The 13,814-nt window shown below is 73.8% G+C and carries 11 protein-coding genes; 10 read left to right on the forward strand and 1 reads right to left on the reverse strand.

What is annotated here, in order from left to right; all coding sequences use genetic code 11:
* Positions 1–178: 178 nt before the first annotated feature.
* Positions 179–979, reverse strand: a complete 801-nt coding sequence (locus tag ACFVX9_RS38790; RefSeq protein ID WP_387986909.1) for a (2Fe-2S)-binding protein — start codon at positions 977–979, stop codon at positions 179–181.
* Between the two features lie 274 nt (positions 980–1,253).
* On the opposite strand from ACFVX9_RS38790, the gene ACFVX9_RS38795 reads away from it, so the two are divergent.
* From ACFVX9_RS38795 to ACFVX9_RS38840, 10 genes are all read left to right on the forward strand, one after another.
* Entirely contained in the window at positions 1,254–2,219 is a 966-nt protein-coding gene (locus ACFVX9_RS38795) for a FecCD family ABC transporter permease (RefSeq protein ID WP_380478554.1), read from the forward strand.
* Positions 2,216–3,250, forward strand: coding sequence for a FecCD family ABC transporter permease (locus ACFVX9_RS38800; protein WP_380478534.1), 1,035 nt, complete (start codon positions 2,216–2,218; stop codon positions 3,248–3,250). Before ACFVX9_RS38795 ends, ACFVX9_RS38800 begins: the two co-directional genes overlap by 4 nt.
* Positions 3,250–4,092 (forward strand): ABC transporter ATP-binding protein, encoded by an 843-nt coding sequence (locus tag ACFVX9_RS38805; protein WP_380478532.1) that lies wholly within the window; start codon positions 3,250–3,252, stop codon positions 4,090–4,092. Before ACFVX9_RS38800 ends, ACFVX9_RS38805 begins: the two co-directional genes overlap by 1 nt.
* 78 nt (positions 4,093–4,170) lie before the next feature.
* Positions 4,171–5,160 carry an ABC transporter substrate-binding protein gene (locus ACFVX9_RS38810; RefSeq protein WP_380373174.1) on the forward strand — a complete coding sequence of 330 codons (990 nt, stop codon included), beginning with the start codon at positions 4,171–4,173 and terminating at the stop codon, positions 5,158–5,160.
* 228 nt (positions 5,161–5,388) lie between these two features.
* Positions 5,389–6,597: an acetyl-CoA carboxylase biotin carboxylase subunit family protein gene (locus ACFVX9_RS38815; protein WP_387986918.1), complete on the forward strand. Its 1,209-nt coding sequence runs from the start codon at positions 5,389–5,391 to the stop codon at positions 6,595–6,597.
* A complete protein-coding gene (locus tag ACFVX9_RS38820) occupies positions 6,594–8,309 on the forward strand; it encodes an IucA/IucC family protein (protein WP_387986912.1) in 1,716 nt (571 codons plus the stop codon). Before ACFVX9_RS38815 ends, ACFVX9_RS38820 begins: the two co-directional genes overlap by 4 nt.
* A complete protein-coding gene (locus tag ACFVX9_RS38825; protein ID WP_380478527.1) occupies positions 8,306–9,526 on the forward strand; it encodes an MFS transporter in 1,221 nt (406 codons plus the stop codon). The genes ACFVX9_RS38820 and ACFVX9_RS38825 overlap by 4 nt, the downstream gene beginning before the upstream one ends.
* Positions 9,523–11,292 carry an IucA/IucC family protein gene (locus ACFVX9_RS38830; RefSeq protein ID WP_380478522.1) on the forward strand — a complete coding sequence of 590 codons (1,770 nt, stop codon included), beginning with the start codon at positions 9,523–9,525 and terminating at the stop codon, positions 11,290–11,292. The genes ACFVX9_RS38825 and ACFVX9_RS38830 overlap by 4 nt, the downstream gene beginning before the upstream one ends.
* Positions 11,289–12,509 carry a type III PLP-dependent enzyme gene (locus ACFVX9_RS38835; protein WP_380373165.1) on the forward strand — a complete coding sequence of 407 codons (1,221 nt, stop codon included), beginning with the start codon at positions 11,289–11,291 and terminating at the stop codon, positions 12,507–12,509. Before ACFVX9_RS38830 ends, ACFVX9_RS38835 begins: the two co-directional genes overlap by 4 nt.
* Before the next feature lie 234 nt (positions 12,510–12,743).
* The gene (locus tag ACFVX9_RS38840; protein WP_063351525.1) at positions 12,744–13,541 is read left to right on the forward strand and encodes an inositol monophosphatase family protein; all 798 of its coding nucleotides are present in this window, start codon (positions 12,744–12,746) and stop codon (positions 13,539–13,541) included.
* The last annotated feature ends 273 nt before the right edge of the window (positions 13,542–13,814 follow it).

Here is a 13,814-nt window from a genome sequence, read left to right on the forward strand (position 1 = left end):
CTCCACCCTCGAACGCGGCACCCGCCGAGACGACGACCTCGCCAACGCCTACCGCGAATGGCTCACCACCGCTTGACAACCCATAGGAGCATCAACGAACCGCCCCCGACGATCCCCTCAACGATCCCCCAACTCCCCCCCCGACGATCCCCCCGCCGACGATCCGCGGACGGACCTCTCAGAACCGGCGCAGCCGTTCCTCGTCGCTGGTGCGCGGGCAGGTCAGGCAGGCGGCGGCCTCGGGCTTGACGGCGTAGTAGAGGCAGCAGCCGAGCCGGGTACGGGTGTGGTGGCCGCGCCCGTCGGGGGTGTGCAGACGGCGGAAGTCGGCGGCGCCGGGCAGCGGAAGGGTGCCGCCGGGCAGCACCGCCTCGGCGGCGACGACCGCGGCGTCCTCCTCGCCGAGCATCCGGCCGAGGTACCAGACGGCGGAGGCGAGGTCGTCCGTCACCATGCCCCAGAGCGCGCGGTCGCGGCGCCGGCTGGGGGCGGCGAAGGCGGCGAGCACCGGCTCGACGTGGGCGACCACGGCGGCCCGCAGTTCGGCGCGGAGTTCGTCGTCGCCGGGGAGGGTGACGTGGCCGCGCGGGCGCAGCGCGAGGTCCCCGGTGGGGGCGTGCAGCCAGAGGTCGGCGGGGTCGACGAGGGGGACTTTCCGGGCGAGGTGCCAGGGGCCCGCGATGAGCAGGCACGCGGACCAGACGTAGTGGTGCAGCAGTCTGGAGGCGGTGACGTGCGGGCGGGGGGCGCGGCCGTGTTCGGCGGCGATGCGCTCCTCCTCGCCGGCCAGGGCGGCGGCCAGGGCCCGTTCGTCGGCGGCGAGTTCGGCCCCCGAGTACCAGCCGTCGGCGGCTCGGGGGTCGGGTTCGTCGGCGTCGAGCAGGCGCAGTTCCAGCACCGGGCAGAGCTCGCGCAGGCGCCGGTAGTCGCCGGGCAGGGTGGACGTCGGTGCGACGGGCAGGGGTGTTCCGGGGATCATCGGCGCTCCGTGGATCGACTCCGCATGATCGAATAAGGTGAGGCTCACCTTACAATGCCTCAGGAAGTGCATCACCCGGGGCCGGGCCGGGCGGCGCGACACCCACGACACCCGGACGGGTCGACGCCGCGACGAACGGCCCGACATCAGACCAGGCAACCCGAGATTGACGAACTTAGGCAAACCTAACCTAAGATGTCGACTCGTGTTGAGAACCGACCCGCCGGCCACCACAGCCCCGGCGACGCCTCGATCCTCGGCGGTCCAGCGGCCCCTGCTGCTGGTCGCCGGTGTGGGCGCGCTCGTGCTGTGTGCCGCGCTGAGCCTCGCGCTCGGCTCCCGATCCATCCCGCTGTCCACCGTGGCCGACGCCCTCACCGGGGCCGCCCACGGCGGCGACGCCGATGTGGTGACGGGCCTTCGCCTGCCGCGAACGGTGATCGGGCTGGCCGTCGGGGCCGCGCTCGGCGTCGCCGGGGCGGTCGCCCAGGGCGTCACCCGCAACCCGCTCGCCTCCCCGGTCACCCTCGGCGTCAACGCCGGCGCGAGCCTCGCCGTGGTCGCCGCGATCTACGCGCTGGGCCTCACCCGGCCCGTCCAATACGTCTGGTTCGCCTTCGCCGGGGCGGCCGTCGCCGCGGTCGCCGCGTACGCGATGTCCCGGCGCGGCGGCGACCTCGACCCGGTCCGGCTCGCGCTCGGCGGCACCGTGCTCACCGTGGTGCTCACCTCCTGGACCTCCGCGCTGATGCTGGCCAGTCACCGCACCCTGGACGAGGCCCGGTTCTGGTTGGCCGGATCGATCGGCGGGCGGCAGTTGGACACCCTCACCCCCGTGCTGCCGTTCCTGCTGCTCGGCCTGCTGGGCGCGTTCGCGATCTCACCCGCCCTCAACGCGCTCGCCCTCGGCGACGAGACCGCCCAGTCGCTCGGCGTGCCGGTGGCCCGGATCCGACTGGCCGGCGGGCTGGCCGTCGTCCTGCTCGCGGGCAGCGCGGTGGCCGTCGCCGGGCCGGTGGCGTTCATCGGACTGGCCGCGCCGCACCTGGTCCGCCCGCTGCTCGGCAACGACCACCGCTGGCTGCTGCCGGGCTGCCTGATCACCGGTCCGCTGCTGCTGCTCGCCGCCGACGTGCTCGGACGGCTCGTGGTGCGCCCCTCCGAGATCGAGGTCGGCATCGTGACCGCCTTCCTCGGCGCACCGCTGCTCGCCGTACTGGCCCGGAAGGTGGCCCGGTGACCGCGCTCGCCGTGCCCGTCGGCACACTCGCCCGCCGCCGGGCCCGCACCGCCGCGTGGTCGGCGCTGGCCGCCGTCGTCCTGGTGGTGCTGACCGGCGTCGCGCTCGGCACCGGACAGGTGAGCCTGTCCGGATGGGACGCGCTGCGCGCCCTGGTCGGGCAGGGCGAACCCGGAAACGTCCTGGTGGTGCAGCAGTTCCGGGCGCCCCGGGTGGTGTCGGCGCTGATCGCCGGGGCCGGTCTGGCGATGGCCGGCTCGATGCTCCAGCGGCTCTTCCGCAACCCGCTGGCCTCCCCCGACACCATCGGTGTCACCGGCGGCGCGTCCTTCGGCGCGGTGCTGATGCTCGCCACCGGCGCCTCCCAGCAGCTGATCCCGCTGGCCGCGCTCGGCGGCGGACTGCTGGCGGCGCTGCTGCTCGGCGGCCTCGCCTGGCGGTCGAAGATGGCCGTCACCCGGCTGGTGCTGGTCGGCCTGGCGGTGCAGCAGGGCCTCGCCGCCGCCGTGAACCTGATGATCGTACGGTTCCCGGCCGAGCTGGCCTCCTCCGCGATGCAGTGGACCACCGGCTCGCTCTACGGCCGCAACTGGACCGAGGTCTGGATCGGCGGCACCGCCATCGCACTGACCGCCCTGGCCGTGCTGCTCTGCCAGCGGCGGATCGCGGTCCTCGACCTCGGCGACGACTCGGCCGGCGGCCTCGGCCTCAACCCCGGCCGGGACCGGCTCTGGCTGCTGCTGCTCGGCATCACCCTCGCCTCGCTGGCCGCCGCCCTCACCGGCCCGGTCGCGTTCGTCGCGCTCGCCGTGCCGCACCTGGTCCGGCTGCTCGCCGGGCCGCCCACCCTCGGCACGCTCGGACTCACCGCGCTCACCGGCGCCGTCCTGCTGCTGTCCGCCGACCTCCTCGTGCTCCACGTGATCCCCGTCCACGGCCTGCCGGTCGGTGCCGTCACCGCCACGCTCGGCGCGCCCTGGCTCCTGGCGCTGATGATCCGCCAGGGCCGGCCTCCCCAGAGGAGCAACTGATGACGCCCACGACGACCGTCGAGTCCGTCACCACCACCGTCAACCGGCTCGCCGCGCACGGCCTCGACCTGCGCTACGGCGACCGCACGATCGTCGACGGGCTCGACCTCGAACTGCCCGGCGGCGCCGTCACCGCCATCGTCGGGCCCAACGCCTGCGGCAAGTCCACCCTGCTGCGCGGACTGGTCCGGCTGCTCGACCCCGCCGCCGGCACCGTCACCCTGGACGGCTCCGACATCCACCGGATGTCAGCCCGGGCCCTCGCCAAGCGGATGGGCCTGCTGCCGCAGCAGCCGGTCACCCCCGAGGCGATCACCGTCGAGGCGCTGGTACGGCTCGGCCGGTACCCGCACCAGCGGATGCTCAGCCCGTGGTCCAAGACCGACCAGGCCGCCGTCGAGGACGCCCTCGCCCGGACCGGCACCGCCGAACTGCGCGACCAGCAGGTCGACCGGCTCTCCGGCGGGCAGCGCCAACGCGCCTGGATCGCGCTCGCGCTGGCCCAGGACACCGAACTGCTGCTGCTCGACGAGCCGACCACCTTCCTCGACCTGCGCCACCAGCTCGACGTCCTCGACCTGGTCGCCGACCTGCACGCCGAGGCCGGACGCACCGTCGTCATGGTGCTGCACGACCTCGGGCAGGCCGCCCGGTACGCCGACCACCTGGTGGTGCTCAAGGACGGGCGGCTCGCCGCCGCCGGACCGCCCGCCGAGGTCCTCACCGCCGACCTGGTCGAGGCCGTGTTCCAGGTGCCGTGCCGGGTGGTGCCCGACCCGGAGACCGGCACGCCGTTGGTCGTCCCCCGGGCGCGGACCCGGCCGCGCGCCGCCGACCGCTGACCGCTGCCCCCCCCCCCCGCTCCTCACCCTCGACGCTCCTCACCCCCGACACCCGCTCGACCCGATCCAAGGAACCCCATGAACCGCCGCCTCCCCGTCGCCGTCCTCGCCGTCGCCCTGTCCACCACGCTGCTCGCCGCCTGCGGCAGCGACGGCGGGACCAAGCAGAGCGGGGACGCCGCCTCCGCGAGCGCCGGCGCCTCCGCCGGCTTCCCGCGCACCGTCACCCACGCCGCCGGAACGGCCCAGATCAAGGCCCAGCCCAAGCGCGTCGTGGTGCTGGACAGCGGCGAGCTGGACGACGTCACGCTGCTCGGCATCACGCCGGTCGGCGCGGTGTCGCCGCACATGAAGACCGAGGGCGGGTTCCCGAACTACCTCAAGGACAAGATCAAGGACACCAAGGACGTCGGCCCGATGAACGAGCCGAACCTGGAGCTGATCGCCTCCCTCAAGCCCGACCTGATCCTCTCCTCCAAGGTCCGCCACGCCAAGGTCTACGACCAGCTGAACGCGATCGCGCCGACCGTGCTCGCCGAGACCACCGGGTTCCCGTGGAAGGAGAACCTCGCCCTCTACGCGCAGGCGCTCGGCAAGGAGGACGAGGCCAAGAAGGCGCTCGCCGACTACGAGGCGCGGGCCGCAAAGCTCGGCGAGGCGATCAAGGCGAAGAACGGCGGCGCCATGCCGACCGCCTCGGTGGTCCGCTTCGTGGCCGGACCGACCCGCCTCTACGCCAAGGCCTCCTACAGCGGCGTGGTGCTCAAGGACGTCGGCCTGGCCCGCCCGGCCGCCCAGGACGTCGACAAGAACATCGTCGAGGTGAGCGCCGAGCAGATCAACCAGGCCGACGCCGACCTGGTGTTCGTCACCACTGCCGACGACCCGTCCAAGACCAAGGAGAGCGAGGTCCAGCAGACCCCGGTCTGGCAGGGCCTGAACGCCGTCAAGAACAGCAAGGTCTTCAACGTCCCGGACGAGACCTGGATGTCCGGCATCGGCGTCCAGGCCGCCGACGCCATGCTCGGCGACATCGCCAAGGCCGCGGGCGTGGACGCACCCAAGTAACCGCCGACGGACGACGGCGGGCGGACGAGGTGGCGGTGGCGGTGGCGGCCACAGCAGCAGCCGCCACCGAACAGCCGACAACGAACAGATGACAACAAACAGATAACAGATTTCGAAATCTGTTATCTGTCATCTGTCGCCTGTCATCTCTTCGCTGCCCTCCCGACGTGCCCCGTGATCCGCCCGCCGTCGCTCTCGTCCGTCACCACTCTCAAGGACCACCACCCCATGCGGCTCTACCTGCTCGCCCTGAACCCCACCGACTCGGTCACCGCGGGCTTCCTGCCCGCCGCCGCCCGGCTCGGGCTCGACGTCACCGTCCTGACCGACCACGCCGAACCCCACCGGAAGGCCTACGCCGACCTCCCGTTCACCGCACCCGAGGTGCTGGAGTGCGACGTCCGGGACTTCCGCGCCGTGATCAGCCTGGTCTCCCGCCACCACGCGCCCGACGCGGTGTTCAGCAACAGCGACCACCTGCAGACCCAGACCGCCTTGGCCGCCGAGTACTTCGGCCTCCCCGCAAAGGACTGGAAGGCCGCGCTGCGGGCCAAGGACAAGGGCCAGCTGCGCCGCCATCTCGCCCTGACCGGCCAGGACACCGTCTGGTCCGCCGAGTTGGCCCCCGGGCAGGACCCGGCCGAGCTGGAGCCGCCGTTCCCCTGCGTGGTCAAACCCCGTGAGGGAGTGGCCAGCGAGGACGTCACACTGGTCGCCGACGCCGCCGAACTCGCCCTCCGCTGCCGGGAGATCCAGCACCGCCGGGCCGGCGCGACGCTGGTCGTCGAGGAGTTCCTGGACGGCCGGCTGTGCACCCTTGAGACCCTCGGCGACGGCCGCCGCCGGCACGTCCTCGGCGGCTTCCGCACGCAGCTCTCCCCGCCGCCGGACTTCATCGAGGAGGTGCTGGAGTTCGTCCCCGCGCACCCCGCCGAGGTGGTCGCGCAGGTGCTCGCCCAACTCGACGCGCTCGGCATCGGACTCGGCGCCTGCCACACCGAGTTCGTCGTGCAGCCGGACGGCCGCGCCCGGATCATCGAGGTCAACTACCGCGCCATCGGCGACCAGTGCGACCTGATGCTCGCCGAAATCCTCGGCGTCCCGCTCTTCGAACACATCCTCGCCACCCACCTCGGCCGGGAACTCCCCGCGGACCTCGGCGCGCAGTGCGCCGCGACCCCGCGCCGGGCCCGCAACGAGGTGGTCTGCGCCGACCGGGCCGGCCTCCTCACCGCCGCCCCCGGCCCGTACGACGAGGAGCACGACGGCGTCCGGCTCGCCTACCGCCCGCTGCGCCCGCTCGGCGAGCGGCACGAGCACTACCGCACCAACCGCGACTACCTGGGCGTGATGTGGGCCATCGGCGCCGACCAGGAGGCCGTGGACGCGGCCGTCGCCCGGTTCCGCGCCGCCAACCGCTGGGAGATCACCCCGTGACCGCCGACGAGCAGCTCACCCTGCGGGTGCTCTCCGCCCTGCTGCGCGAGGACGTCCTCGGCCTGCGCTCCCGCGGCGCCGCGGAGGACCGCGCGGACGGCCCCTGGTTCACCGTCACGGACGCCGAACTCGCCCTGCCCGTCGCCGCCGAGGGCTTCCAGTGCGAGTACGCCGCCCGGCTGCCCCTGCTGGAACTGGCCGGGCGCCGGCTCACCGGTCTGGACGCCATCGTGGCGGCCCTGGCCGGTCTGGCCGAGGCCGAGGACCGGCCCGGCTGGGCCGCCTTCGCCGAGGAGTGCCGCCAGACCCTCGCCACCATGGAACTGCACGAGCGCGCACGGCCCGAGGTGCACGCCCGGCTCACCGACCTGTACGGCGAGGACCCGGCCGACTGGACCGGCCTGGCCGCCGCCCTCGGCCACGACACCCTGGCCGCCTACCTCGACCACCCCGTCTACCCGACCGCGCGCGGCCGGGCCGGCCTCACCGAACACCAACTGAACTCCTATGCACCGGAGTTCCACCCCGCATTCGAGCTGCGCTGGCTGGCCGTCCCGACCGATGCCCTCACCACCCACGGCCGGCGTCCGCTCCCGAGCTGGTGGCCCACTCCGGCCTGGTTGGGCCTTGCGGACGCCTGCCCCGGCGACGGCTGGACCACCCTGCCGGTCCACCCCCTCACCGTCGGCGCCCCGCTGGACGAGGCGCTGGAGGCGGTCGGCCTGGCCGGCCGCGCGGTGCTCGCCGAGCGGCCGTACCTGACCGTCGTGCCGACGCTCTCCATGCGCACCGTCGCCGTCGCCGACGACCCCGCCTGCCACCTCAAACTCCCGCTCGCCACCGCCACGCTGGGCCGGCTCAACCGCCGCACCATCAAGCCCGGCACGCTGCTCGACGGCGCCGCCGGCCAGCGCCTGATCGAGGCCGTGCTGGCCCGCGAGCCGCGCTTCGCCGACCGCGTCCTGCACGCCGACGAGCAGACCTGGGCGCACGCCGGCCACGAACTGCTGGCCGTCCTGCTGCGCCGCTACCCCGCCGGGCTGGAGCGGGCCGTCACCGTCCCGCTGGCCGCCCTGCTGGCCCCCGCGCCCGGCGGTCGCCTGGTGCTCGACCACCTCGCCGACCGCTTCCACGACGGCGACCAACTCGCCTTCTACGACTCCTTGCTGGAACTCCTGCTGGACTGGCAGACCACGCTGTTCGACTACGGCATAGCGCTGGAGTCGCACCAGCAGAACACCTCCCTGGTGCTCGACGACGACGGACTGCGCCTGCTCTACAAGGACGACGACGGCCCGCGTGTGCACACCGCCCGGATGACCGCCCGCCTCGGCGAACTCGCCCCGACCCAGGACGACTTCGACGACGCCCGGATCTTCGGCGACGACGACCGGGCGCTCACCGACCTGTTCACCACCATCACCGGGCACCTGTGCACCGGCGCGCTCGCGTTCGGCCTCGCCGAGCACCGTCGCGCCGAACTCACTGACGTACTCACACTGTTGCGAAAGCGCCTGGCCGAGGCGGTGGACCGGATCGGGCCGGCCGGCGAGCCGCTGCGGACGGACCTGCTGGAGGCCGAACGCCTGCCGGTCAAGGCCATGGTCAGCGCCGGGACCTTGCTCAGCAAGCAGCGCTCAGGCGCCGCCGACATCAACAAGCACTACACCAGCGGCCCCAACTACCTGCTGGCGAACGGGATCGCCCGGTGAGTGTGGAGACCGTTCCGCAGCGCTCCGGCCACGGGACGGACCACGCTGGCGGACTCGGCCGCCGCCAGGTGCACGCCGTCGCCGCCTGCTACTTCGTCGCCTCCTTCGCCGCACTGGGCCTGCCGCCGTACCTGACCGCGATCCTGCCCACGCTCGGCGATCCGCAGGCCCGGTGGGCCGGTGTGCTCTACATCGTACCGACGGTCTTCAGCGCGCTCGGCGCACCGCTGTGGGGCCGGCTCGCCGACCGCTTCGGCCGCAAGCGGCTGCTGCTGCGTGCCCAACTCGGGCTCACCGTCTCCTTCCTGCTGGCCGGAGCCGCCGGCAGTCTGCCCGCGTTCACCCTCGCACTGGTCCTCCAGGGCTTCCTCGGCGGCACCTTCGCCGCCACCAACGGCTACCTCGCCGCCGCCCTCGACGGACCGCGGCTGTCCCGCGCACTCACCCTGATGCAGGGCAGCGCCCGGGCAGCCCTGGTGGCCGCGCCGATCCTGGTCGGTGCGTTGTCCCCGTGGATCGACCCGCACCGCCAGTACCTGGTGATGGCCGTCCTCCCGCTCGCCGCCGCACTGCTGCTGTCCCTGCTGCCCGAGCCGGACCGTCCGGCGGCCGCCCCCGCGTCGGAGGGACGCGTCGAGCGGGCACCCGCCGCCCCGCTCCTCCCGCTCTACGTCTTCGAGTTCGTCTTCGTCTTCGCCACCGTCATCTCCTTCCCCTATCTCATCTCGCTCGCCGAGCAACGGCTGCCCGGCGTCTCCGGCACCACCACCGGCGTGCTGTTCGCCCTGCCGCACCTGTGCTACCTGGTGTTCGCCGCGCGCATCCACACGCTGTTCCACGCCCGCCCGCACACCGGCATCGCGCTCGGCTTCGGCTTCGTCGCGCTCGGCCTGGCCGGGCACGCCGTCGCGTACTCGCTCCCGGTCTTCGTCGCCGTCCGGCTGCTGCTCGGCGCCGGGCTCACGCTCGGCCTGGTCTGCCTCGCCGTACTCGCCGCCGGAGCGGCCCAAGGGCGCGCGCCCGGGCGGATGTTCGGCACGCTCGAACTCGTCTCCAAGGGCGGCGCCGTCGCCGCCGGCGCCGTCGCAGCGCTGGCCAACGGGCAGTTCGGCGCCGCCGCGCCCGTGGTGGCCGGCACCGCCGCCGCCCTGCTGGCCGCCGTCGCGGCCACCGCGTTCTCCCTCCCGTCCCTCCGCCAGCGCTGGAGTCGCCGATGACCCCCGAGCCGATCACCCCCGAGCCGATCACCCGCAAGTCGATCGCTCACGAGCCGATCAGCCGCGAACTGCCCACCGCCGACGACGCGGTGGCCCACACCCTGCTGAACTGCCTGCTGCGGGAAGTCTCCGCCCCCGAGCACCAGACCGCCGTGGCCGACGGCCGCCTGCTGCTGCGCCTGCCCCGGCGCGGCGCCCTGCTGCGGATCGCCCTGCGCCGCACCTCGCTGCTCGGCGCGCACCGCTTCACCGGCCCGGTCGAGATCGAACGAGGCGGCAGCTGGGCGGAGTTGGACTGGCGCGAGCTGGCGGAACACGTACAGGACGAACTGGAGCTGCGCACCGGCACGGTGAACGAGGAGTTCCTGGGCCAGGTCACCTCCAGCCACGACGGCCTCCGGCAGAGCCTGGCCGACCGCCCGGCCTCCGGACCGGACCGCTACCTGGAGTCCGAGCAGGCCCTGCTGTTCGGCCACCGCTTCCACCCGGCACCCAAGTCCCGCTCCGCCGCCCGGGGGGACTGGCGCGGGTACGCCCCGGAGTCCCGTGCAGCGTTCCCGCTGCGCCACCTCGCCGTCCGCACCGAACTGCTCGCCGAGCAGTCCCTGGACGAGAGCGCGAGCGCCCTGCTGGACGGCCTCGGCGACGTCCCGGACGGCTACCGTCTGCTGCCCGCCCACCCCTGGCAGTACCAACTCATCGGCGATCACCCGCTGTTGCGCGATGCCCTGGACCGCGGTGACGTCCTCGACCTCGGGCCGCGCGGCGAGGAGTTCGCCGCCACCGCCTCGGTGCGCACCCTCCACGGCGCGGACGCCTTCCTCAAGTTCAGCCTCAACGTGCGCATCACCAACTGCCTGCGCAAGAACGCCGCTTACGAACTCACCGGCGCCGTCGCGCTCACCCGGCTGCTCGCCCCCGCCCTCGCCGACCTCGCCCGGCGCTTCCCCGACGCGGCGATGCTGCGCGAGCCCGCGTTCCGCACCCTCGCCCTGCCCGGTACCGACGGCCGACCCGACCAGGCGCTCTACGAGGGCTTCGGCCTGATCGTCCGCGAGGGCTTCGGCGGCGTGCTGCGACCCGGCGTCACCCCGCTGCTGGCCGCCGCCGTCGCCGACGAGCACCCGACCAGCTCCGCCCACATCTCCCGTCTGCTGGAGGGGAGTTCGGACGCCTACCAGGCCCTGGACTGGTGGCGGGCCTATCTGGGGTTGCTCGTCCCGCCCGTGCTCGCCGCCTACTTCGACCACGGCGTGGTGCTGGAACCGCACCTGCAGAACGTGCTCATCGGCGTAGACGCCACCGGGCACCCCACCCAGGTGCTCTTCCGCGATCTGGAGGGCACCAAGCTCGTCCCCGAGCACAACGCCGACATCCTGGCCGCCCTCCCGCCCGAGGTCGCCGGGCCCATGACGTACGACGCCGAGCGGGGCTGGGACCGGGTGGTCTACTGCCTGCTGGTCAACCACGTCGCCGAACTGCTCGCCGCCCTCGCCGACCGCCACCCCGAGCTGGAGGGCGCCCTGTGGCAGGTGGTCCGGGACACTCTGGAGCAGTACGCGGCAGGCCACGGCCGGCCGCCCCGGCTGCGGGCACTGCTCGCGGGCGTGCCGCTGCCGGCCAAGGCCAACCTGCTCACCCGCTGGGAGCGCAAGGCCGACCGGCAGGCCGGCTACGTCCGCCTGCCCTCGCCGCTCGCCGGATCCGTCCTCGCCCAGGCCTCCCGCACCTCCGCCCCCCTCTCCCTCGGGAGCGCCGCCCGATGACCGAGATCGTCCGCCGGCACGTCGCCGCCCTCGCGCCCGACGCCCTGCCCGCCTACGTCTACGACCTGGCGGCGCTGCGCGCGCACGCCGCCGCCGTCCGGGCCGCGCTGCCCGCGCGGGTCGAGCTGTACTACGCCGCCAAGGCCAATCCGGAGGCGCCGCTGCTGGCCGCGCTGCGCGACGCGGTCGACGGCTACGAGGTCTCCAGCGGAGGCGAGTTGGCGCACGTGCGGGCGGCTGTGCCGGACGCACCGCTGGCCTTCGGCGGCCCCGGCAAGACGCCCGCCGAGATCGCCGCCGCCGTGGACGCCGGGGTGCACCGCTGGCACATCGAGAGCGAGCAGGAACTGCACCGGCTCGACGCCGTCCTCGCGGACCGGCCGGGCACGGTGGTCGACGTGCTGCTACGGGTCAACCTGCCGGTCGCCACCGGTGCGCTCGACGCGGTGGCACTCGCGATGGGCGGGCGGCCGACGCCGTTCGGGCTCGACCCGGACCGCGCCGAGGAGTGCGTGCGCCAGCTCACCGGCGACGGCCCCGGCACCGGCCCCGACCCGCTCGGGCGGCGGCTGCGTCTGCGCGGCGTGCACGCCCATTTGGCCAGCGGGCTCGCGGCGGCGGAGCAACTGGCCGTCGCCGAGCAGATCGTGGCCTGGTCGGCCGCGCTGGCCGAGCGGCACGGCTTCCCGCTGGCGGAGGTCAACGTCGGCGGCGGGATGGCCGTGGACTACGAGGACCCGGCGAACCACTTCGACTGGACGGCCTTCGGCGAGGGGCTGGCCAAGCTGCTGGACGCCCACCCCGGCCTGACCCTGCGGATCGAACCCGGCCGGGCCCTGACCGCCCACTGCGGCTGGTACGCGACCGAGGTGCTGGATGTGAAGCAGAGCCACGGCGAGGACTTCGCGGTGGTCCGTGGCGGCACCCACCACCTGCGCACCCCCGCCACCCGGGGGCACTCCCAGCCCTTCGAGGTGCTCCCGGTCGACGCCTGGCCGCATCCGTGGCCGCGCCCCGCCGTCGCCACCGGCCGCGCCACCCTGGCCGGCCAGCTCTGCACCCCGAAGGACGTCCTCGCCCGGGCCGCCTCCGACGCCGACGGCCTGCGGGCGGCCGACCGCGTGCTGTTCGCGATGGCGGGCGCGTACGCCTGGAACATCTCGCACCACGAGTTCCTGATGCACCCGCGCCCGGGGTTCCACTACCTGGGCGGCTGAGGGCACCCCGGATGACGGTCGACAGGTAACAGATAACAGCTGACAGATAACAGATTTCGAAATCTGTTATCTGTCAGCTGTTATCTGTTCGCCGCCCCCTGTTCGCGCCCCGCCGCCCGCCCGTCCACGTGCCGGACCCCACCCGTGGGCCCCGCCCGCCCCAGGGGTCGCCGCAGGTCACCTCCGCACACTCGTGCGACAGTGGTAGGCAGCGAAGGGAGCGCGAACGTGCTGATGGACAAGGTGGCGGAGATACTCGCCGAGGCGTCGGCCGAGGTGGTGGAGCCGCGCTTCCGTGCGCTGGCCGCCGGCGAGGTGATGGAGAAGGCGCCCGGCGAGATCGTGACGGTCGCCGACCGCGAGGCCGAGGCGATCATCGCCCGCCGCCTGCGCGAGCTGCTGCCCATCCCCGTGGTCGGCGAGGAGGCCGTCTCCGCCGACCCCGAACTCGCCCAGGCCCTCCACGACGAGCCCGCCGCCTGGCTGGTCGACCCGGTCGACGGCACCTCCAACTTCGTCGCCGGCCGCCCCGAGTACGCCGTGATGTGCTCGCTCGTCCGCGGCGGGGAGACCGTCGCCTCCTGGATCTGGCAGCCCGCCACCGCCACCGCCTACTGCGCCGAACTGGGCTCCGGGGCCTGGCGCGACGGCGTACGCCTGACCCGGCCGCCGGCACCGCGCGACGCCGCGAAGCTGCGCGGATCCGTGAAGAGCCGCTACCTCGACCCGGAACACCGCCGGCGCCTACAGGCCAACGAGTCGGCCTTCGGCGAGGTCTCCCCCGGCCGGCACGCGGCCGGAATCGAGTACCCGGACGTCGTCGAGGGCCGCTTCGACTTCCTCCTCTACTGGCGCACCCTCCCCTGGGACCACGCCCCCGGCTCCCTGCTCGTCACCGAGGCCGGCGGCGTGTCCGCCCGGCTGGACGGCACCCCCTACCGCCCCGAGGCCCCCGGCTGCGAGAACGGCCTGCTGGTCGCCGCCGACCCGGAGACCTGGGAGCTCACCCGCACCCTCCTCCTGAGCGACTGACGGACCGCCGCCACCGCCACCGCCACCGCCACCGCCACCGCCACCGCAGCAACCGTGGTCATCTGGTCGCGGTCACGAATCGGTGCCCTGGTCCTCGGTCCCGAACGGGGCCTGCCCGGGCGCCGGGCGGCCGACGACAACCGACTCCCCAGCGATGACCGACTCCCCGCAGCACGCGCCTAGTAGGGCTTTGTTAGGTGCCCCGGATGATCGGCCAGGGTGGGGTTGTGATTTTCTTTCAGGTGTGACACCTGAGGAGATGGAGATGGTCCG

Origin of the sequence: Kitasatospora sp. NPDC058243 (genome assembly GCF_042882025.1) — a bacterium.
Lineage (GTDB): Bacteria > Actinomycetota > Actinomycetes > Streptomycetales > Streptomycetaceae > Kitasatospora.